Origin of the sequence: Streptomyces sp. ADI95-17, assembly GCF_003846175.1 — a bacterium.
GTDB classification, from domain to species: domain Bacteria; phylum Actinomycetota; class Actinomycetes; order Streptomycetales; family Streptomycetaceae; genus Streptomyces; species Streptomyces sanglieri.
On sequence record NZ_ML123046.1, the window covers coordinates 745,636 to 765,793 of the forward strand.

The window sequence follows — 20,158 nt, forward strand, 5'->3', positions numbered from 1 at the left end:
CCACCGGCCGCGAGCTGCGCAAGCTCATGAGCTGGGTTGACGACGAGGACGCGTAACACCGACGCCCGGACGTCCGGCCCCCGGCGCGCGAAGGCGCCCGCGGGGACCGGGCGCCGCGCCGTGTGCCGGATCGTTGCTGGACGGCCTTTCCCCAGCCGCGATCCGCCGGGCAGAAATGCCTGGTGAGGATGGCGGAGAGCCCATCTGTGACCCAGAATGCTTGGATGGTCACGCTTGAGACTCCCCGTTTGATCCTGCGTCGCTGGCGCGAGGAAGACGTTGCGCCCATGGCTGCCGTCAATGCCGATCCCGAGGTCATGCGGTGGATCCGTGACGGCAGCGTCCGTGACGAACGGCAGACCCGCGACGGGATCCAGGCTTGGGAGAGCGAGTGGGAGTCACAGGGCTTCGGCCTGTTCGCCGTGGAGGTCCGGTCCACTGGCGAGCTGGCCGGGTTCACCGGCCTTTCGGTGCCCGAGTTCTTGCCGGAGGTACTGCCGGCGGTTGAGGTCGGCTGGCGGCTGGGACGTTCCCACTGGGGGCAGGGCTTGGCCACCGAGGCCGCTGCGGCCGCTGTGCGGTTCGGGTTCGAAGAGCGCGGGCTGGAGCGGATCGTCAGCATCGCTCAAGTGGGCAACGACGCCTCCGAACGGATCATGACCAAACTGGGGATGCACCCGGTCCGTGAGACCGTCAATCCCACCTGCGGTCGGCGAGTGCGGGTGTTCGAGTTGTCGTCGGGCCAGTACGTCACCACCACTCGTTGATGGCGGCAACGAGGACGGAGTCCTTGTAGCGGACCGCGAGTCCGTAGTACCTGGTGGCCACGGCTCGATGTCCCTCCACCCAGGCACGGCAGCGGAATACGAACATCGATCACGACCTCGGACGCGCCCTGGAACCCAGGCACCCGGCCGGGGCCCGCCCTCCTCACGCCCTGGTGGCCGCACCGCCCGCCCCGGGGCGCAGCACCGGCAGTCCGGCCCGCAGCCGTTCCAGGAACTCCGGCACGTCGATGCTCTCGCCTTCCGGGTCGACGACCTCGGCGACGAACGCCTCCACGATGTTCTCGCTGCCGAAGTCCGCGTCGTCATCGTTGCCGTAGTTGTCCACCAGGCGAGCACCGGGGGCGGAAACGCGGAGATCGTGGTCGTAGTTGATGACCCATGGGGTCTCTACGGTGCGGGTCTCCAGGATGCCGTTGTTGTAGTCGCCGTAGACCAGGTGCGTGAAGGAACCGTCCTGGATGTAGATCTCGCAGTCGCCGCCCTCCAGGGTCTCGGCCCGGGTGGTACCGCCGACGTACAGCCCCGGCAGAGACTCGTAGAGCGCGATCGGGCCGGACACCGTCAGATCGCCGGTGACCACCACCAGGTCCACGCCGTCCAGACTCCCGATCCCGGCGACGGCGTCGAGGAAGCCCCCCTCCAGCACCAGATCGCCGTCGAAGAGCAGGACGTTGTCGTAGTCGCTCTCGAAGGAGGCGGAGAGAGCCCGCGCAAGGCGAGTGTCGGCCTCTGCGAAGGAGAGGCGTTCGGGTGCGGAGTTGTTTGTCATCCGGGCGACGATAGGACACGGGTATGACAGTCCTTCAACGTCCTTCTGGTCACCGGGCGAACGGCCCCGTCCCCGGACCGGGACCGTTCACCCCTCGGCGTGCTGGTCGAGCAGCGCCGCGAATCCCTGGGCGAGCTCACAGGCACGCCCCGCGTCGTGGTCGTAGCTCAAGTCCCACAGCTTGATCATGACCTGGTACGCACCCTAGAAGCCGTGGGCATAGTTGGTCAGGACGCAGCCGTCCACGAGCGCCGGTTCCTTCTTGAAACCGCTGGGGATCTTTCCCCGATCCTTGCAGAGCAGGTACAGCAGTCCTGAGTCCTGCAGGGCCGTAAGGAGCGTTGGGCTCCCGGCGTAGACGGCAAAGTTCTTTCCCACGAAGTAGGCTCTGCGTTGCTTTTTGGCCTGGGCCTGGAACGTCTTCATGTCGTCTACGACCAGGAGGTTGATTCCCGCCCGGTTTTCGTCGTAGCAGACGCCGCGTTCCTTGATGCCCCACTCCTTGCCCACCCACTCCTCGTCCGGGTCGTCGGGCCGCAGGGACATGGAGGTGCACGTCGCGTGTTCGGAAACGAACGACTCGATCTCTGCCATCGTGCCGGCACTTGGCAGGCCCGCCCCCGCCTCACCTTCTTCGGTGCTTGAACCGGACCCTCGACTGTCGCCGGACGATCCGCTGCATCCCGTTGTCGCCAGTACCAGAGCGACTGCGGCACCGCCCGCAACTTTCCACAACCGAAAACCCACGTGTCGCCGCCTTCCCCGTGCCGCCCGGCAGAGCCGGACAGCCCCCGCACAGTGTCTCGACTTCGTCGGCGTCGGGGTTCAGTCCCGAACACCTGGACGATCAAGCTACCAGCGGCTGCCCAGCCTGAAAGCGGCATCCGAGAACAGGTAATCGGCGGTGAAGGGCCTCCGATCCGTGCGGAGTTCACATCGGGCGTGCGTCGAGCAGCAGTCGTTCGGCTCGTGAGAGGTCTTTGACCCGCCAGGCTTTTGGCTTGTTGATCGGACGGCTCGACGGTGTTCCTGAGACTCGGCCCGTGGTGATCTCCGACGTGTCCGGAGCGTGGTCAGAGCCGTGGCCGGGCTGACGGCCCCGCAGCACCGAGTGACATGGAGAATCACCGGCATTGAGGAGCCTGCCCGGTGCCCCCGCTGGATCCCGCATCCACCGCGGTGGGTGCGGGCGGGCGGAGACGCGGAATGCGATATCAGTCCACTTTTATCGGATTGGACTTGGTCTGGCTGTGATTGGCGTCGATATCGTCGCGGTATGCGAATCCACGTCGTAGACGCCTTCACCGACCGGCCCTTTGCCGGAAACCCCGCGGGCGTGTGCCTGCTTGATGCCGGAGACTGGCCTGAAGCTGCCTGGATGCAGCAGGTTGCCGCCGAGCTGAATCACTCGGAGACCGCCTTCGTACGGCCGCTCCTCGCTGATGAGGGCGCCGACTGGGAGATTCGCTGGTTCGCCCCGTTCGTCGAGACCAATCTGTGCGGCCATGCCACATTGGCCACTGCGCATACGCTGCGGCGGGAGCGGGAGGTCGTCGGCGCGCTGCGGTTCCGCAGCCGGTTCAGCGGCATCCTCACCGCGCATGCGCACGAGAACGGCAGCATCACCCTGGACTTCCCGGCCGCGCCCGGCGTTGAGGTCCCGGTGCCGGCGGGCTTGCCGGAGGCCCTGGGGGTGAAGCCGGAAGCCACCTTCCGTACCGGTGCGCTCGGCGACCTGTTGACCGTCCTGCCCGACGAGGCCACCGTCCGGGCCGTGACACCCGACCTCGACGCGATAGCCGACCTGACCCGTCGTGAAGGCCTGCGCGGCGTCATCATCACGGCCCCGGCGACCGGACCCGGCCTGGAGTACGACTTCGTCTCCCGCTTCTTCTCACCCGCCGAGGGCATCTTCGAGGATCCGGTCACAGGCAGCGCCCACACCGCCCTGGCCCCCTACTGGTCGGCCCGGATGGGCCGCAACGGGCTCACCGGCCTGCAGGTGTCCGCGCGCACCGGGCTCGTCAGGACCTCCGTGCACGGTGACCGCGTCCATCTCACCGGGCACGCGGTCACCGTCCTCGACGGAACCCTGCACGCCTGACTGACCGATTCCGGGGGATCGGCCACGTACATGGGGTGGTTCACACCGCAGGATGTTGCCCGGACCGTCCGGTCGTCGCCGGCCTGCCGCCACGGGGCCACCTGCAACAGGTCAGCATCATGCCGTGCTCGGTGCCGGCATCGGCGTCGGCCGACGCGCCTCGGCGCTCAGGCGGGCATTCCACAGCGCGATGGTCGACAGCGAGAAGAACAGCAGATTGCCGATGCTCAGCTGCGCCCCCTGGATCGCGGTCCCCACGGAACCGGGCGCCAACGCGGTGACGAGGGCCCCGGCAGGGATGCAGACCAGTGGGTTCACGGCGCACATCCATCGGGGGAAGGCGGTGGTGTACCGGAGCACACATACGGCCATCCAGACAGATCCCAGCACCCAGCACGTCAGCAGCACCGCGTAGGGAAGGAACAGCACGTCCGCCAAGTCGCCCGGCAGCGCGTTCAGTTCGGCGGACCGCGCGCCGGAGGCGTCGATCACCTTGGCCGCCTGGCCCCAGTAGAAGAAGGAGCCATGGGCGAAGGGGGCGAGGGCGAAACCTGTGGTCAGCAGCAAGAACGGTGGGAGCGAGAGCAGTCGGCGCGCCGGGCGGAGCCCCTGGTACAGATGCCGGCACGCGACCAGATAGAGCGGACCGGTCAGCACGCCGAGCAGCGCTCCCCACGCCAGCCGAGTCGTGGAAGCCGACAGCATCGCCGCCAGTGAGAGACCGGCCATTCCGTCATAGTCGTTCAGCAGGGGATGGCTGTCGGGCGATGCCACGGGTTTGCCCAGGAGCAGGATGTCCCCGACGAGCCAGGCGACCGACGCCAGAATGCCCGCGATCCCGGCGAGCCGTATCTGTCTCATTCTGTTTGCATCCGTCCACACGTCGGCGGCCCCTAACGCAGTGATCGTGATCAGGTTAGCCTAGCCTAAGTTGTGTGTGGTGTGTTGGTGTGCCCGGTATGGCGCCGGTCCGTGCGCACCCCGTGGGAGCGGGCCGAAAGCGGCTCGCTCCCGACGGCGCCGTCATCCGCGGATCGCGAGGTGACCTCGCCGGATAGCCTGGGCCAATGCTCACCGAAGTCACAGCGACCCGCTACGTCACGCCCCTGCGGGAGGGCGGATCGCTCCCCGGGATCGTCGAGGCCGACGATCTCGGCACCTACGTCATGAAATTCACCGGCGCCGGACAGGGACGCAAGACGCTGGTCGCGGAGGTCATCTGCGGCCGGCTCGGCCGCCGGCTCGGGCTGCGGGTCCCCGACCTCGTACAGATCCAGCTCGACCCGGTCATCGGGCTCGCCGAGCCCGACCAGGAGGTGCAGGAGCTCCTGAAGGCCAGCGGCGGGCTCAACCTCGGGATGGACTTCCTGCCCGGATCGATCGGCTTCGACTCGCTCGCCTACCAGGTGGACCCGCGGGAGGCCGGACGGGTCGTCTGGTTCGACGCGCTGATCAACAACGTCGACCGGTCCTGGCGCAATCCGAACATGCTGGTCTGGCACGGTGATCTGTGGCTCATCGACCACGGTGCCACCATGATCTGGCAGCACAACTGGCCCGGCGCCCAGGCGTCCGCCGCCAAGCCGTACAACGCCTCCGATCACGCGCTCGCCCCGTTCGCACCCGACATCGCCGCGGCCGCCGCCGAACTGGCCCCGCTGGTCACCGAGGAGCTGCTCACCGAGGTCGCCGCCGACGTCCCCGACGAGTGGCTGGTGGACGAGCCGGGCTTCGACACCACCGACGAGCTGCGCCGGGCCTATATGGAGGCGCTGCTGCCACGCGCCGCGACCATCCATGAGCGGATCACGATGGAGGGCCCCACCGAGCCCAGGCCGTCCCAGGCCCCCGGCTGGCTCACCGAACACCTCACGCCCTGGCCGCACCCCACCAAGAAGAACGACAAGGACGGCCAGCGGTGAGCGAGCGCGATGTCTTCGAGTACGCGCTGCTGCGCGTGGTGCCGCGGGTGCAGCGCGGCGAGTTCTTCAACGCGGGCGTGGTCGTCTACTGCCGTGCGCGGGGCTACGTGGCCGCCCGCACCCATCTCGACGAGACCAAGCTGATGGCCCTGGACCCCACCGCCGACGTGATCGGCGTACGGGCCGCCCTGCACGCCGTCGAGGGAGTGTGCCTCGGCGGAACGGACGCGGGCCAGGCGGCCCGTGACGACGCCGGCCGCCGCTTCCGGTGGCTGATCGCGCCGCGCTCCACCGTCGTCCAGCCGAGCCCCGTGCACAGCGGCCTCACGGCCGACCCGGCGGCCGAGGTCGAGCGGCTGCTCGAACTGCTGGTGCGCTGACCCGCCGCCCCGCGGCGCCGCCCGTGGCCACGGTCCGGGCGGCGCCGCCGGGTGTGACATGCGCCCCGGCGGCCGTGGGCCGTTGACACCGGGTGCCAGGGCTTCTAGCGTCTCGTCTGCTGAAGGTACTAAGCGGTTGCTCAGCTATCGGGAAGGTTCCGCGCGCACCAGGTTCCGTGCCGGGGCCCCCGACGTCCGCTGAGCGGCGATCCAAGGGCGAGGAGAACCAAGCATGTCCACCACCGAGCAGCGCGTCGCCATCGTGACCGGAGCGGCGCGGGGCATTGGCGCAGCCACCGCGGTACGCCTGGCGGCCGAGGGCCGCGCCGTCGCCGTACTCGACCTCGACGAGGCGGCCTGCAAGGACACCGTCGAGAAGATCACCGCCGCCGGTGGCACCGCCCTCGCGGTCGGCTGCGACGTGTCGGACAGCGCCCAGGTGGAAGCCGCGGTCGCGCGCGTCGCCGCCGAGCTCGGCGCCCCGACGATCCTCGTCAACAACGCGGGCGTGCTCCGCGACAACCTGCTCTTCAAGATGACCGAGTCCGACTGGGACACCGTGATGAACGTGCACCTCAAGGGCGCGTTCCTGATGGCCAAGGCCGTTCAGAAGCACATGGTGGACGCCAAGTTCGGCCGGATCGTCTCGCTCTCCTCCTCCTCGGCGCTCGGCAACCGGGGCCAGGCCAACTACTCCGCCGTCAAGGCCGGTCTCCAGGGCTTCACCAAGACCCTCGCCAAGGAGCTCGGCAAGTTCGGCATCACGGCCAACGCCGTGGCTCCCGGCTTCATCGTCACCGAGATGACCGCGCAGACTGCGGCCCGGGTCGGCATGGGCTTCGAGGAGTTCCAGGCCGCCGCCGCCACCCAGATCCCGGTGCAGCGGGTCGGCCACCCCGAGGACATCGCCAACGCCATCGCCTTCTTCACGGGCGACGAGGCCGGCTTCGTCTCCGGTCAGGTCATGTACGTCGCCGGCGGACCGCTCAACTGACCCGAAGGGCTACGGACATCATGACTGTGCAGGACAGCGGGAAGGTCGCGCTCATCACGGGCGGGAGCCGGGGCATCGGCTACGGCATCGCCGAGGCGCTGGTGGCCCGCGGCGACCGGGTCTGCATCACCGGACGCGGCGAGGACGCCCTCAAGGCGGCCGTCGAGCGGCTGGGCGCCGACCGGGCGATCGCGGTGGCCGGCAAGGCGCACGACGAGGCGCACCGGGTGGTCGCCGTCGAGCGCACCATGGAGGCGTTCGGCCGGGTCGACTTCCTGATCAACAACGCCGGTACGAACCCGGTCTTCGGCCCGATCGCGGAGCTCGACCTCGACGTCGCCCGCAAGGTCTTCGAGACGAACGTGATCTCGGCGCTCGGCTTCGCGCAGCTGACCTGGAAGGCCTGGCAGAAGGAGAACGGCGGGGCGATCGTCAACATCGCCTCGGTCGCCGGGGTCTCCGCCTCGCCGTTCATCGGGGCGTACGGCATCAGCAAGGCGGCCATGGTCAACCTGACCCTTCAGCTTGCGCACGAGTTCGCGCCGGTCGTCCGGGTCAACACGATCGCACCCGCGGTCGTGAAGACCAAGTTCGCCCAGGCACTGTACGAGGGCCGCGAGGAGGAGGCGGCGGCCGCCTACCCGCTCGGCCGGCTGGGGATGCCGGAGGACATCGGGGGTGCCGCCGCATTCCTGACGTCCAGTCAGTCCGACTGGATCACGGGACAGACCCTGGTGGTCGACGGCGGGATTTTCCTGAACGCGGGCGTGGGCTGAGAACAGCCTGAGCGGATTTGGCCCTGATTGACTCAAGTGCCCTGTCGGGCCTGTGGATTGACCCGACGGGGCACTGCGGTATGGTCTGCCGACCCATGGCTGATCGAGGAGCGTTCACGTGTTCTACCGGGCCAGTCTGCAGGCCGCTGCAGCCCTTGCTTCCCTTTCTCTGCTGGCAGGCTGCGGACTTCTTTCCGACAGCGGTTCGAAAGTCGAGCAGAAGATAGTCGTCGGTACGACCAGCGAGCCCTCCACCCTCGATCCGGCGGCGGCGTGGGACAACTCCTGGGAGCTGATGCGGAATGTCTTCCAGACCCTGGTGAGTTTCCCCACCGGCAGCACGAGCCCCGAGCCCGACGCCGCGGAATGGTGCAAATTCACCGACACCACCAGCACCTCCTACCGGTGCAAGCTCCGCGAGGGTCTGAAATTCTCCAATGGGGACAAGATCGACGCCGAGGCGGTGAAGTACTCCATCGACCGGATCTCGGAGATCAACGTCAAGGGCGGCCCGGTCGGCATGCTCGGCTCGCTCGACCGGATCGAGACCAAGGGGGACGACATAGTCGTCTTCCACCTCACCAAGCCGGACGCGACGTTCCCCTTCATCCTCGCCACGCCGGCCATGTCGCTGGTGGCTCCCAGTGACTATTCGAAGCACAAGATACGCGGCGACGGAAAGATCACCGGATCCGGTCCGTACCTCCTTGATTCGTACAAGCCGGGAAACCGGGCGGAACTGGTCAAGAACCCCGACTACAAGGGATTCGCCAACCGCAAGAACGACGCGGTGACGATCCGCTACTTCAAGGACTCCGTCACCGTGGTCGGGGCCCTGAAGAAGAACAGGATCGACGCGATCTACCGCGGCCTCACCGCCGAGGACGTCGTCGACCTGGAGAACAACCGGGACCAGGACAGCCACCTCCAGATCGTCGAGTCGGTCGGCGCGGACATCCGCTTCCTGGTCTTCAATCCCGAGGACCCGGCGGCCGGGAACGTGGCCGTACGCCGGGCCATCGCCCAGCTCGTCGACCGTGACGCCCTGGTGGCGAAGGTCTACCAGGGCACGGCCGAGCCGCTGTACTCCATGGTCCCCAAGGGCATCGCGGGACACACCACCAGCTTCTTCGACAGCTACGGCGAGCCGGACAAGGTCAAGGCCAAGCGGATCCTGACCCGGGCCGGCATCACCAAGCCCGTCGACATGACGTTCTGGTTCACGACCGACCGGTACGGCTCCTCCACGGCCCTTGAGTTCGACGAGCTGAAGCGGCAGCTGGAGGGCTCCGGGCTGTTCCGCATCACGCTGAAGAGCAAGCCCTGGAAGGAGTTCCAGGAAGGCTTCAACAAGGGCCAGTACCCCGTCTTCGGCCGCGGCTGGTTCCCGGACTTCCCGGACCCGGACAACTTCATCGCCCCGTTCGTCGGCAAGAACAGTGTCACGGGCATGCCGTACATCAAGAACGAGATCACCCAGGAGTTGCTGCCGCAGACCCGCAAGGAGAGCGACCGGGGCGCGGTCAGCAAGCAGTTCGAGCGGGCCCAGAAGATCCTGGTAGACGACGTGCGGATGCTGCCGCTGTGGCAGGGCAAGCTGTACGTCGCCTCCGGCGAGGACATCGGCGGCGGCGAGCGCGCGCTGGACCCGCAGGTCGTCATGCAGATGTGGGAGTTCTACCGCAAGGCCAGCTGGTAGGCGGGAAGCGGACCGGCAGGGCGCGTTGTCAGTGGCCCCCGGTAGGTTCTCGGTTGAAAAGCTGATTGCTTACCGGAGGTTGTTGAAGTGACCGACACCGACCTGCTGCCCGAGTCCTGGCGCGGCGTCCTCGGCGAAGAGCTGCAGAAGCCGTACTTCAAGGAGCTCACCGAGTTCGTCGAGGAGGAGCGGGCCAAGGGGCCGGTCTACCCGCCGCGCGACCAGGTGTTCGCCGCGCTGGAGGCCACGCCCTACGACCGGGTGAAGGTCCTCGTCCTCGGCCAGGACCCGTACCACGGCGAGGGGCAGGGGCACGGGCTGTGCTTCTCCGTGCGGCCGGGTGTGAAGACGCCGCCGTCCCTGCGGAACATCTACAAGGAGATGAAGGAGGAGCTCGGCCTGCCGGTCCCGGACAACGGATACCTGATGCCGTGGGCCGAGCAGGGCGTGCTCCTGCTCAACGCCGTGCTGACGGTCCGATCGGGCGAGGCCAACTCGCACAAGGGCAAGGGCTGGGAGAAGTTCACCGACGCCGTGATCCGCGCGGTCGCGTCGCGCCCCGACCCGGCGGTCTTCGTGCTCTGGGGGAACTACGCCCAGAAGAAGCTCCCGCTGATCGACGAGGAGCGTCATGTGGTGGTGAAGGGGGCGCACCCCTCGCCGCTCTCGGCCAAGAAGTTCTTCGGCTCCCGTCCGTTCACGCAGATCAACGAGGCCGTGGCGGCACAGGGCCACGACGCCATCGACTGGCGCATTCCCGACCTGGGCTGAGACCGCGGCTCCCGGCCCCGGCCGGCGGCGGGCGTCCGGCGGGATCGCGGACATGCCTCGGGGCGCCCGCCCGAGCCTCAGCGGGATCCGGGGCGGCTGCGGCTAGCGTCGACGGGGAACGGGGGGCGAGCGCGCAGGGAGGTCGCAGTGACGGAGCAGCGGGAGGCGTCCAAGGACGCCGTAATGACCAGGATCGGCCAGGCGATCATGCTGCTGCACGCGGGTGACCGCGAGGAGGCCCGCAATCGTTTCGGCGAGCTCTGGTCGGAGATCGGCGAGGACGGCGACGCCCTGCACCGATGCACCCTCGCCCACTACATGGCCGACGCCCAGGACGACCCCGGTGATGAACTGGCCTGGGACCTCCGGGCGTTGACCGCGGCCGGCGGGCTGAGTGACGAGCGCGCGGCGCAGCACCCGGACGCGCCGGCGGTGCGGGCCTTCTACCCCTCGCTCCATCTCAATCTCGCGGCGGACTATGTGAAGCTCCGGCGTCCCGACGCGGCCCGGATCCATCTGGACCGGGCGCGCGCCGCTTCCGGGGTGCTCGCCGACGACGGGTCGGACGACGGGTACGGGGAAGGGGTGCGCGCGGCGATCGAGCGGCTGGAGCTGCGGCTGCGCGAGCTGTGAGGGTGGCCCGTCCACGGTGGACGGGCCACTGCTCGTTTCTCCCGTCCGGGCTCAGTGGCCGTAGGTGTCGTCGCAGATCCGGGACTGCGGGCTGCCCGCGGGCCAGCGCCCGTACCCTCTCCCCAGCGCGCAGACGTCACTCCCGGCGACCGGGGCGGGCAGGGCCGGGGCGGGTACGGTCGCGGCGGGCGGGGCGCCGTGCGGCCGGGGCCGGGGGGCGGCCGGGCGCCACTGCTGACGGGGTGCGCGGGGCACGGAACGCCGGGTGTCCGGCGGTGCGGCGTGGGCGCGGCGGGACGCGGACGCGGAGGCGGACGGCGTGGGGGTCGGTACGACCCCCAGGGAGTCGTGGACCGGAGGCAGCACGATCTGCGGCGCCAGGTCCTGGGCGGGTCCACTGGCCCGGGGCTGGGGCGGAACGTCGGGTTGCGGCTGCACGGCCACACAGCCCGACAGCGCCGTGACGGCGACGCCCAGCAGGAGGTTCACGGTGATTCTGGTTCGTTGCACCTGATCAACTCTGCTGTGCGGAGCCGACTCCGGGGCGCCGGGAGAGAGGGATTGGCCCGCACGAGTGACACCGGCCGCTGAGCGTGACGGTCAGTGGAGCGCCCATCGCGGTCCCAGCATCCCGGAGAGCAGTTCGGCGAAGCCGGTGCGCAGTTCCTCCTCGCTCGGTACGGAGCGGCTGAACGACCCCGCGGCGCACGAGAACATCAGCCCCTCGCACCAGGCCACCAGGGACAGCGTGTGCCGTTCGGGCTCGGTCGATCCGGCGGCCGTCATCAGCGCCATCAGTGGTTCGCGGAACTGCCGTCCCGTCGCGTCGAAGAACTCCCGCAGCTCCGGGCGACGGGTGGCCTCCAGGGCCAATTCGTAACGGCAGACCAGCAGTTCGGGGTGGCGGGTGAGATAGCGGTGCAGCGCCAGCGCGAGACCGGCGACCAGCCCCTCCGGTCCGGCGGCAGGGGCGGGGAGTTCGGCGGGGGCGAGGACGCGCGCCTCGCGTTCCGCGAGCCGTCGCACCGCAGCCTCCAGCAGGGCCTGCCGGGTCCGTGCGTAGTTGGACGTCGAGCCCTGGGGGAGTCCGGCGCGCTCGTCCACCGCGCGGTGGGTCAGTCCGCGCATCCCGCGTTCGGCGAGGAGCGCGAGGGCGGCATCGGCGATGAGATCGGCCCGGGAAGTGCCGGTCGTGCGTGTGGCCATGGGGTCAACCTACCTTCGTAACTACATCCGTAGTACGGTGAACCTGTCACTACGGGTGTAGTTCCGGTGCTCCGGATCTCCGGCTTGCCGAAGTTTTGGAGCGCCGGGGTTCGCGGATTGCTGGAGGAGTCATGGACAAGCCCCACGCCGTCGTCATCGGCAGTGGAATCGGCGGCCTCACCGCGGCGGTGGCCCTGCACGGCTGCGGCTGGCGGGTCACGGTCCTGGAGCGCGCGGCCTCCCTGGAACCCGTCGGGGCCGGCATCTCCCTCGCCCCCAACTCCCAGCGTGCCCTGGACGTCGTGGGCCTGGGCGACGAGATCAGGGCCCTCGCCGCCTGGCAGGGCGAGGGCGGCCTGCGTACCCCGGGCGGCCGCTGGCTCTCCCGTACGGACAGCACCGTCGCGACCGAGCGGTTCGGCGGCTCGATCGTCCTGCTGCACCGGGCCACCCTCGTCGACCTCCTCCTGGCCCGGCTGCCCGACGGCACCGTCCGCACCAGGACCGAGGCGGAGCTGCTGGACCCGGGGACGGCCGCCGGCCCGCCCGCAGTCGTCGGCACGGCGGCCGGGAACATCGAGGCCGACCTCGTCATCGGCGCCGACGGCATCAACTCGGCCGTGCGACGCGCACTCTTCCCGGACCACCCCGGACCCTCGTACGCCGGATTCACCACCTGGCGCATCGTCGTCCCCGCGCCCGAGCGGCCCTTCGCCCCGCACGAGACCTGGGGGCGTGGCGCCCTCTGGGGCACCCAGCCGCTCAAGGACGGCCGGATCTACGCCTACGGGGCCGCTGTCGCCCCGGCCCGGGCCCACGCCGCCGACGACGAGAAGGCGGAGCTGATGCGCAGGTTCGGCAGCTGGCACGACCCGATACCGGCGATCATCGCCGCCGCCGATCCCGGCCAGGTGCTCCGCAACGACGTCCACCACCTGATCGATCCGCTGCCGTCCTTCCACCGGGGCCGCACCGTTCTCGTCGGCGACTCCGCGCACGCGATGGCGCCGAGCCTCGGCCAGGGAGGCAACCAGGCCATCGAGGACGCGATCGTGCTCGCCCACCGCCTGACGCCGGGCGGTGACCTCGGCGCCGGGGCGGCGGCGTACACCGCCGACCGGTTGCCGCGCACCTCGGCCATCGTCCGCAAGTCGGCCCGGACCGCGCGTCTGATGCGGCTGACCAGCACTCCCGCCGTCGTGACGCGTGACGCGCTGCTCTCCACCGTCTCGCGCTTCGGCCCCACCCTCGTCCTGCGCACCTTCGACGGGATAGCCGACTGGCGGCCGCCGCGGCACACGTATGCTGCCCCTCGCGAGGTGGACACCGAGCCGGTGGACGCCGAACAGTGAGAGGGAGACCCTTGTGAAGGTCGGCTGCATCGGGCTCGGCGACATCGCGCAGAAGGCATATCTGCCGGTTCTGACCACCCTGCCCGGGGTCGAACTGCATCTGCAGACCCGTACGCCCGCCACCCTGGCCACGGTCGCCGAGGCCCACCGCATCCCGGCCGGGCAGTGCCATACCGGCCTTGAGTCGCTGATCGCCCAAGGGCTGGACGCCGCGTTCGTCCATGCCCCGACGGACGTGCACCCGGAGATCGTGGCCCGGCTGCTGGAGGCGGGCGTCGCCACCTACGTCGACAAGCCGCTCGCCTATGAACTCGCCGTTTCCCGGCGGCTGGTGAGCCTGGCCGAGGAGCGCGGAACGAGCCTCGCCGTCGGCTTCAACCGCAGGGTCGCACCCGGCTACGCGCAGTGCGCCGAGCACCCCCGCGAGCTGATCCTCATGCAGAAGAACCGGGTGGGCATGCCCGAGGACCCGCGCACCATGGTGCTCGACGACTTCATCCATGTCGTCGACACCCTCCGCTTCCTGGCGCCGGGCCCGGTCGAGCACACCGTCGTGCGGGCCAGGATCCGCGAGGGCCTGATGCACCATGTCGTGCTGCAGCTGTCCGGTGACGGATTCACCGCCATCGGCACGATGAACCGGCTCAGCGGCTCGACGGAGGAACGACTGGAGGTCTCCGGCCAGGACACCAAGCGCGAGGTCGTCAACCTCGCCGAGGTGATCGACCACAAGGGACAGCCGAGCGTGCGGCGGCGCGGCGACTGGGTGCCGGTGGCCCGCCAGCGCGGCATCGAGCAGAGCGTGCTGTCGTTCCTGGACGCGGTCCGTGCCGGAAAGGTGCTGAGCGCCGAGGACGCCCTGCGCACACACGAACTGTGCGAGCGCGTTCTGCTCGACCTGGACTGCGCCTGAGGGCTGCCCGGCGGCTTCCGGATGCGTCGGCCCCCACTGAGATGCAGGCTGGGGTGATGGACCACCGGCCCGTGGAGGTGACCTCGTGAGACCTCACGACGAGCCAAAGGGCTGGGGGGCGCTCCAGCCGCCGCCGGGTTACTACTCGGCCGACGGGCGGCCGCCCGACGCGATGCAGCGCGGCCTGATCCTCGACTGGGCGGTCAACCAGCGGATCGCCGGTGGCTGGCGGGTGGAATCACGTTGCGGGACACAGGCCGTCATGGTCCGGGGAAACCCGCTGAACCATGTGCTGCACGCCATCCTGATGGTCTTCACCTGTTTCCTCTGGGGCGCCGTGTGGCTGGTGCTGGCGGTGACCAACAAGGTCGAGCGGGTCTCGCTCACCGTGGACGCCCGGGGAGACATCGTCTCGGTGAACGGCCCCGGATAGCCCCGGGCGAGCGTCTCGGTGAACGGCCCCGGACGAGCCGGATGCGGCTGCTCGTGTCCGGTTCATGGCCCCGAGCGGACGACCGGCCCTACCGATATCGCCCGCTCCGCCTTTTCCTCATCGGAACCTGGAAATGATCAACGCTGAGAAAACCTCATTGCTCAGGAACCGATGCGGATCGCAGGGGTGCGCTGGGTGCTCCAGGAATGATTCCAATTGGCGACGGACTGGTGTCGCGCCTTTCCGGCAGGCGCGACACACCGGCCCGGGAAAGGGTGTGAAACCGATGAGGCCGGCCGATTCTCAACCTCTACGAGTCCGCTTCAAGGCTTCCTGAGTCCGAGAGTCTTGATGCCTGTGTTCGCAATCGCAACAGATCGTCTTTCGTGCGCTGAAGAAAGCGCACCTTGTGTTTCGGTGATCCTGGGACGGCGGAGAAGGCGGGATACGCCTGGGGCATGCCTGCCTCCTCCGCCGTGGCGGAACCTCCGTGGCGGAACCTCCATGGCCGGGGCCATTCGTAGCCCGCTATGGTTCAGCGGTGCCGACGGAGCCGTGTCCCGTGTCAGGCAATATCGCCGCGGAAAACCCAGCGTCCGGCAATACCGTTTTCATCAACCTTGCACAGGCTGATGCAGACGAAGATCCAGCCGTTATTGACGCAGGAAAACTTACTGCTCACCTTGTTGCCGAAGTAAACGGTGTCTACCTGAGGGGCATCCTTGGCGGGCTTGGTCCGGATTGCTGTTCCGGGCTTTTTCTTTACGGTGTATGTCTTGCTCTCGGGGGCGCACTTGATCGTCCCCTGGATGTGGATCTGCCCATCCTTCGAGGGCGGGGAGGCCTGGGCGGGTGCAGCAATTCCCCAAGTGATCAGGGTGGTCCCAATTGCTGCTGCTATTGTGCGTGCTTTTAAGTTCATCGGCTCCCGTTTCTCTGTTCTTGTGCGCGTTTCCGTCGTGAATTATCTGCATTGCGACCATGGGTGGTCGGGCCCTGATTGCTCGCGAATGCGTCAAGGTCTTCTCGTTTTGCGCTGCGATCATACCTTGAGAGGTGTGGTTCCGTTCGATTATTTGCTGCACTCAAGTGGAATTCGGGATTCAGTGAAGGGATTGCGCCATGGATGCTTTGGGTCGCGATTAGCGGGGATGTTAATGGTTGTCGTGATTTCCGGCCTTTGTGGTACTGGGTGGATTTTGATGGCCCGGGCTTCCGTTGCGGGGTCGGGACGGCGGACTGCTTGTCGGGGCGGGTGAAGCTCTTGGCCATCCAGGGCGACCGGCCGACCGGCGGTGGAGAGCAGTCGCGGGCGGGGACTGTTGATCACCCACCGGGCAGCCCGCTTCGTGGAAGCGCGAGGTTCAACCGGTCGGCGGCTGAAGTCTCACCTCCCGGAGTCTCACTTCCCCGGCCTGGACCGGCTTGCCCCGGTTATGTCTCTTGGGGCTCAGGAACGCACGACCCCCTGTAAGGCCGCAGTACAGGGCCAGCACAGCCGCCGCCACCTGCACCGGCCAGTCGCCCAGCCGCACATAGAGAGTGGTGCCCGTCGCCAGTGGTACATCGAACACGGCGGCCCCGCTCTCGTCCGTACCGAGCGGAGCCCCGACCCGCGCGCCCTGCGGTCCGTACACCGTGCTGACGCCGGTGAGCGTGGCGTGCACCACCGGGCGGCCGTTCTCGGCGGCCCGCAGCGCCCCGAGCGAGGCATGCTGCGCGGGCGCCCAGCCGTGCTGGAACGAGGAGGTCGACGACTGGGCGATCAGCAGCTGGGCGCCGTCCCGGGTGAGCCGGCGGCTCATGTCGGGGAACGCGGACTCGAAGCAGATCAGCGGCCCGACGCGCAGTCCGTTCCCGCCGTCGGCCCCGGGCAGCGACATCGTCACCTGGCGGGTGCCCCGCAGCCGGTCCTCGCCGGCCGCCCGGCCCATGGAGACGACCCAGCCGAGCGCCGAGCGGGCCGGGATGTACTCGCCGAACGGCACCAGCCGCATCTTGTCGTAGCGGTCCCCGGTCAGCCCGCCCGGACCCACCAGCACCGCCGACTTGAAGATGCCCGTCCGGCCCGATCGGTCGGTCTGCCGGGCATCCACATTGACCAGCACATCCGCGCCCACCCGGCGCGAGAGCGCGGCGATCCGGGCGGTGACGTCCGGGCTCGCGGCGAGATCCACCCCCACACTGCTCTCGCCCCACACCACCAGATCGAGATCGCGCCCGGCCAGCGAGCCGGTCAGCCGCTCACTGACGGCGAGCCGGCGCTCGGCGCTGTCCACCCCGGTGAACACACCCGGCTGTACGACGGCGATCCTGGCCACTCCCGACTCCTCGGGCTGCGGCGCCCACTTCGCCATCGCCCCCACGGCCAGACCGCACACCGCGAGGCCCACCGCGGCCACCGCACGGGCGGCGGAGGCCACGAGCAGCAGGGCGACAGCGGTGTTCACCGCCACCACCACGAGGCTCACCAGCCACACCCCGCCCACGGACGCCACCCGGAGCGCGGGGGCCACCTGCCACTGGCTCGCACCGAGCAGCCCCCAGGGACCGCCCAGCGCCTCCCAGGAACGCACCAGTTCGATCATCAGCCAGCCGCAGGGCACCACGACGACCGCGCAGACGACGGCCGCGGCGGACACCGGCCCGCCCAGCATCCGGAAGACCAGCAGCCCCCACGGAGCCCACAGCAGACCGAGCAGGGCCGCCAGGACCAGGATGAAGACATGGAGGCTCGGCATCAGCCAGTGATGCACCGCGAGCATGTAGCCGGTGCCGCCGAGCCAGCCGTCCAGCGCCGCCCGGCGACCCGAGCCGGCGGACCGGATCAGGAGCAGCCAGGGAACCAGACCGACACCGGCGAGCCACCACAGGGCAGGGGCGGGAAACGCGAGCGCGGGCAGCGCGCCCGCGAGCAGTGCCAGGCAGCCGTGCCACCGGCCGGACCGTGCCATCTGCGGCCACTGTCCGCTCCGACCGGCCGGAATCCGCATGCCGCGCCTCCTCGTCCTGCCTGATGAGCAGTCTGCCCCCTTGTTTCCCGCTCCGCAGTTCCTGCCCGGCGCGGGAAAGCGGAAGCACCGGCGGCCCGGCTCAGCCCGCGGGGGAGGGGCCTGCCGGGCCGCGCCACTTCTCGTGGACGGTCACGGTACGGATCCGCCAGCCGCCGTCCGTACGCGACAGCGAGAACGCGTACCGCCCACCGGAGACGAAGTTCGGCGCGGTCGCCGTCACCTCCGAACCGCTCGCACCGTCCGGGGCCGTCGCCAGCCGCATCGGGTTCAGATAGTCGGCCCACACCTCGGCGAGGTCGCCCGGGTAGCCGCCGAGGTCCTGGAACTCGATCCGGCGGTTGACCACCAGATGCTGGCGTACCGGGAAGAGCCGCATGGTCCGCGCCAGCCACTCGGCGACCTCGTGCACCGGCCCCTCGACACCACCGGCACCGGTGTAGTCGGCACGGCCGTCCGCCGTGAACAGGGCCCGGTAGTCCGCCCATTCACCGTCGTCCACCGCCACCGCGTAGCCGGTGATCACTGCATCGATGGCCAGCCGGTCCATCATGGTCGCGAGGTCCACGCGCTGCGTCATCGGGTCAGTGTCCGCCCACCGGCGTGCGAGGCCAAGAGGCGTGCACGCACGGCGGGGCGGCGCGACGGTCAGCAGGGCACCACGGCAACCGGGCCGAGCGCGTGCGTGAGCGTGGTCTGTGCGACGGGGGAGAGCCCCAGCCCGAGGGACTCGCCGCCCCGACGCCGCCCGATCACGGTCAGCGCCGCGGTCGCCGAGGCCGTGACCAGGGTGCGCGAGGCGGAGCCGCCGACCGGCTCCCTGACGACCTCGACCTGCGGGTACTTCTCCCGCCATCCGGCGGTGAGTTCCGCGAGGGTGCGTTCCGCGGCGTCCGCCACCGCGTCCCGGTCGAAGACGGGGCCGCCGGAAAGCATAGAGGAGAACATCGTCCAGCCGTGCACGATCCGCAGCCGCGCACCGGGCCGGGAGGCGGCGGTCTCGAAGGCGAACTCCAGAACCCCTTCGCTGCTCTCGTCGGCGGCCACCCCCGCGACGATGTCGGAATGTGTTTCCTCCGCCGCCGCGTCCTCGTCCGACGGCCCGCCGTGGACCACTACCACCGGGCATGCAGCCATCGACGCGACGGCCAGGCTGTTGGAGCCGAGCAGCAGGGACCGGAAACCGCCCAGACCGCGTGAACCGACCACCACCAGCGAGGCGTTCCGGCTGAGCGAAGTGAGCGCCGCCGAAGGGAAGTCCAGCGGTGTCAGCGTCGACGGGCGCAGCTCCGGAGCGAGTTCGGTGACCCGTCGGACGGACCGGTCGAGCAGCTCCTGGGCCTCGCGCCGCAGCGTCTCCTGCCCGACCCGCCGGTCGGGCGTACGGGCGTGCACGATCGTCAGACCGAGCCCTCGCCGTACGGCTTCGTGGGCGGCCCAGTCGAGTGCCTCGCGGCTGTGCGACGAGCCGTCGACCGCGGCGATCACGGGACGGTCGGTGCTGGTCATGATTGCCTCCAGGTTCCGGCGGTGGATGTCCCAGGCTGGTACGCGTGAGCAGCGAACGGCAGGGACTTTCGACCCTATCTGCCCGGAAGATCCGGGACGCACCGCCACCCGTGTCGGGTTGCGAGGCGTACCTCGGTCCTTGACCTTCCCTTCGGGGCAGACCTCAGCATGGGCCGGGCTCGACGCGGAGAGGTCGATGCGGAGAAGGGGCCGGGATGGAAACGCGTTGCGTCATTTTCGACATCGGCGGGGTGCTGGAGACGACTCCGGCAACGGGGTGGGACGAGGAGTGGGAGCGGCGGCTCGGTCTGCCGCCCAGGTCCATGCACCGACGTCTGGGAGACGTCTGGGAGGCCGGGAGTCTCGGAAGGATGACCGAGTCCGAGGTCCGGGCACGGGTGGCCGCGATTCTCGGGCTGGACCCGGAACGGGCAGCGGCGTTCATGGCCGACCTGTGGGACGAGTACCTCGGCAGCCCCAACGAGGACCTGATCGCCTACGTACGCGGCCTGCGGACCCGTTGCCGGCTCGGCATCCTGAGCAACAGCTTCGTCGGCGCCCGGGAGCGGGAACAGGAGCTGTACGGCTTCGGCGATCTGGTGGAAGACGTACGGGACATCGTGTACTCGCACGAGATCGGCATCAACAAGCCCGCCCCGGAGGCCTTCGCCGTGGCATGCGAGCGGTTGCGGGTGCGGCCCGCGGACTGCCTCTTCGTCGACGACGCGGAGGCCAACGTCCTCGCCGCGGAGGCGGTCGGCATGCGAGGGCTCCTGTACGCCGGCAACACGGCGACGGTCGCGGGCATCGAGGAGCACCTGGCGCGCCGATGAGGGGCAGGGGGCGACGAGGGCGGGCGAGGGTTCCCGGCCCCGGCGATTGTCAGTGCCGGGTGCGA

General features: G+C 69.4%; 23 protein-coding genes. 13 read left to right on the forward strand and 10 right to left on the reverse strand.

The features are described from left to right. Positions 1–224 precede the first annotated feature (224 nt). Positions 225–767 carry a GNAT family N-acetyltransferase gene (locus EES42_RS17070; protein WP_124719052.1) on the forward strand — a complete coding sequence of 181 codons (543 nt, stop codon included), beginning with the start codon at positions 225–227 and terminating at the stop codon, positions 765–767. Here the strand turns inward: EES42_RS17070 and EES42_RS47285 are convergent. From EES42_RS47285 to EES42_RS17085, 3 genes are all read right to left on the reverse strand, one after another. After that, positions 751–873 carry a hypothetical protein gene (locus EES42_RS47285; RefSeq protein WP_266495950.1) on the reverse strand — a complete coding sequence of 41 codons (123 nt, stop codon included), beginning with the start codon at positions 871–873 and terminating at the stop codon, positions 751–753. The genes EES42_RS17070 and EES42_RS47285 overlap by 17 nt on opposite strands. Positions 874–930: 57 nt before the next feature. Further along, positions 931–1,557 (reverse strand): hypothetical protein, encoded by a 627-nt coding sequence (locus EES42_RS17075; protein ID WP_124719053.1) that lies wholly within the window; start codon positions 1,555–1,557, stop codon positions 931–933. A gap of 204 nt (positions 1,558–1,761) precedes the next feature. After that, the gene (locus EES42_RS17085) at positions 1,762–2,151 is read right to left on the reverse strand and encodes a hypothetical protein (protein ID WP_241196420.1); all 390 of its coding nucleotides are present in this window, start codon (positions 2,149–2,151) and stop codon (positions 1,762–1,764) included. 682 nt (positions 2,152–2,833) lie between these two features. Here EES42_RS17085 and EES42_RS17090 point away from each other — a divergent pair. After that, positions 2,834–3,661, forward strand: coding sequence for a PhzF family phenazine biosynthesis protein (locus tag EES42_RS17090; protein ID WP_124719054.1), 828 nt, complete (start codon positions 2,834–2,836; stop codon positions 3,659–3,661). 117 nt (positions 3,662–3,778) lie between these two features. On the opposite strand, the gene EES42_RS17095 is transcribed toward EES42_RS17090, so the two are convergent. Then, positions 3,779–4,522 (reverse strand): DUF6796 family protein, encoded by a 744-nt coding sequence (locus tag EES42_RS17095; protein WP_124719055.1) that lies wholly within the window; start codon positions 4,520–4,522, stop codon positions 3,779–3,781. Between the two features lie 206 nt (positions 4,523–4,728). On the opposite strand from EES42_RS17095, the gene EES42_RS17100 reads away from it, so the two are divergent. From EES42_RS17100 to EES42_RS17130, 7 genes are all read left to right on the forward strand, one after another. Beyond that, a complete protein-coding gene (locus EES42_RS17100) occupies positions 4,729–5,583 on the forward strand; it encodes a HipA family kinase (protein ID WP_124719056.1) in 855 nt (284 codons plus the stop codon). Further along, a complete protein-coding gene (locus EES42_RS17105; RefSeq protein ID WP_124719057.1) occupies positions 5,580–5,963 on the forward strand; it encodes a DUF3037 domain-containing protein in 384 nt (127 codons plus the stop codon). The genes EES42_RS17100 and EES42_RS17105 overlap by 4 nt, the downstream gene beginning before the upstream one ends. Positions 5,964–6,195: 232 nt before the next feature. After that, positions 6,196–6,957 (forward strand): 3-oxoacyl-ACP reductase FabG, encoded by a 762-nt coding sequence (fabG, locus tag EES42_RS17110; RefSeq protein ID WP_124719058.1) that lies wholly within the window; start codon positions 6,196–6,198, stop codon positions 6,955–6,957. A 20-nt stretch (positions 6,958–6,977) separates the two neighbouring features. Next, a complete protein-coding gene (locus tag EES42_RS17115; RefSeq protein WP_124719059.1) occupies positions 6,978–7,733 on the forward strand; it encodes an SDR family oxidoreductase in 756 nt (251 codons plus the stop codon). A 118-nt stretch (positions 7,734–7,851) separates the two neighbouring features. Continuing rightward, the gene (locus EES42_RS17120) at positions 7,852–9,432 is read left to right on the forward strand and encodes an ABC transporter substrate-binding protein (protein ID WP_124719060.1); all 1,581 of its coding nucleotides are present in this window, start codon (positions 7,852–7,854) and stop codon (positions 9,430–9,432) included. Positions 9,433–9,519: 87 nt separating this feature from the next. Then, complete coding sequence (gene ung / locus EES42_RS17125; protein WP_124719061.1) at positions 9,520–10,203, forward strand: uracil-DNA glycosylase; 684 nt, start codon at positions 9,520–9,522, stop codon at positions 10,201–10,203. A 147-nt stretch (positions 10,204–10,350) separates the two neighbouring features. Next, the gene (locus EES42_RS17130) at positions 10,351–10,836 is read left to right on the forward strand and encodes a hypothetical protein (protein WP_124719062.1); all 486 of its coding nucleotides are present in this window, start codon (positions 10,351–10,353) and stop codon (positions 10,834–10,836) included. 51 nt (positions 10,837–10,887) lie between these two features. On the opposite strand, the gene EES42_RS17135 is transcribed toward EES42_RS17130, so the two are convergent. Together EES42_RS17135 and EES42_RS17140 are read right to left on the reverse strand one after the other, a co-directional pair. Continuing rightward, the gene (locus tag EES42_RS17135; RefSeq protein ID WP_241196421.1) at positions 10,888–11,346 is read right to left on the reverse strand and encodes a hypothetical protein; all 459 of its coding nucleotides are present in this window, start codon (positions 11,344–11,346) and stop codon (positions 10,888–10,890) included. A gap of 90 nt (positions 11,347–11,436) precedes the next feature. Continuing rightward, positions 11,437–12,042, reverse strand: coding sequence for a TetR/AcrR family transcriptional regulator (locus tag EES42_RS17140; protein ID WP_124719063.1), 606 nt, complete (start codon positions 12,040–12,042; stop codon positions 11,437–11,439). Between the two features lie 131 nt (positions 12,043–12,173). On the opposite strand from EES42_RS17140, the gene EES42_RS17145 reads away from it, so the two are divergent. The 3 genes from EES42_RS17145 (at position 12,174) to EES42_RS17155 (ending at position 14,740) form a co-directional block, all read left to right on the forward strand. Further along, entirely contained in the window at positions 12,174–13,394 is a 1,221-nt protein-coding gene (locus tag EES42_RS17145; RefSeq protein ID WP_124719064.1) for an FAD-dependent monooxygenase, read from the forward strand. Between the two features lie 13 nt (positions 13,395–13,407). Next, positions 13,408–14,307 carry a Gfo/Idh/MocA family protein gene (locus tag EES42_RS17150; RefSeq protein WP_124719065.1) on the forward strand — a complete coding sequence of 300 codons (900 nt, stop codon included), beginning with the start codon at positions 13,408–13,410 and terminating at the stop codon, positions 14,305–14,307. 85 nt (positions 14,308–14,392) lie between these two features. Further along, the gene (locus EES42_RS17155; RefSeq protein ID WP_124719066.1) at positions 14,393–14,740 is read left to right on the forward strand and encodes a hypothetical protein; all 348 of its coding nucleotides are present in this window, start codon (positions 14,393–14,395) and stop codon (positions 14,738–14,740) included. Between the two features lie 565 nt (positions 14,741–15,305). Here the strand turns inward: EES42_RS17155 and EES42_RS17160 are convergent. The 4 genes from EES42_RS17160 to EES42_RS17175 all read right to left on the reverse strand — a co-directional run bounded on the left by EES42_RS17160 (position 15,306) and on the right by EES42_RS17175 (position 19,260). After that, positions 15,306–15,662 (reverse strand): SH3 domain-containing protein, encoded by a 357-nt coding sequence (locus tag EES42_RS17160; protein ID WP_124719067.1) that lies wholly within the window; start codon positions 15,660–15,662, stop codon positions 15,306–15,308. 442 nt (positions 15,663–16,104) lie between these two features. Continuing rightward, positions 16,105–17,694 (reverse strand): apolipoprotein N-acyltransferase, encoded by a 1,590-nt coding sequence (gene lnt / locus EES42_RS17165; RefSeq protein WP_241196422.1) that lies wholly within the window; start codon positions 17,692–17,694, stop codon positions 16,105–16,107. 139 nt (positions 17,695–17,833) lie between these two features. After that, the gene (locus EES42_RS17170) at positions 17,834–18,331 is read right to left on the reverse strand and encodes a nuclear transport factor 2 family protein (protein ID WP_124719069.1); all 498 of its coding nucleotides are present in this window, start codon (positions 18,329–18,331) and stop codon (positions 17,834–17,836) included. A gap of 68 nt (positions 18,332–18,399) precedes the next feature. Next, positions 18,400–19,260 (reverse strand): universal stress protein, encoded by an 861-nt coding sequence (locus tag EES42_RS17175; RefSeq protein WP_124719070.1) that lies wholly within the window; start codon positions 19,258–19,260, stop codon positions 18,400–18,402. A 215-nt stretch (positions 19,261–19,475) separates the two neighbouring features. Here EES42_RS17175 and EES42_RS17180 point away from each other — a divergent pair, with 215 nt between their 5' ends. Then, positions 19,476–20,093, forward strand: a complete 618-nt coding sequence (locus EES42_RS17180) for an HAD family hydrolase (RefSeq protein ID WP_124719071.1) — start codon at positions 19,476–19,478, stop codon at positions 20,091–20,093. Positions 20,094–20,158 lie beyond the last annotated feature (65 nt).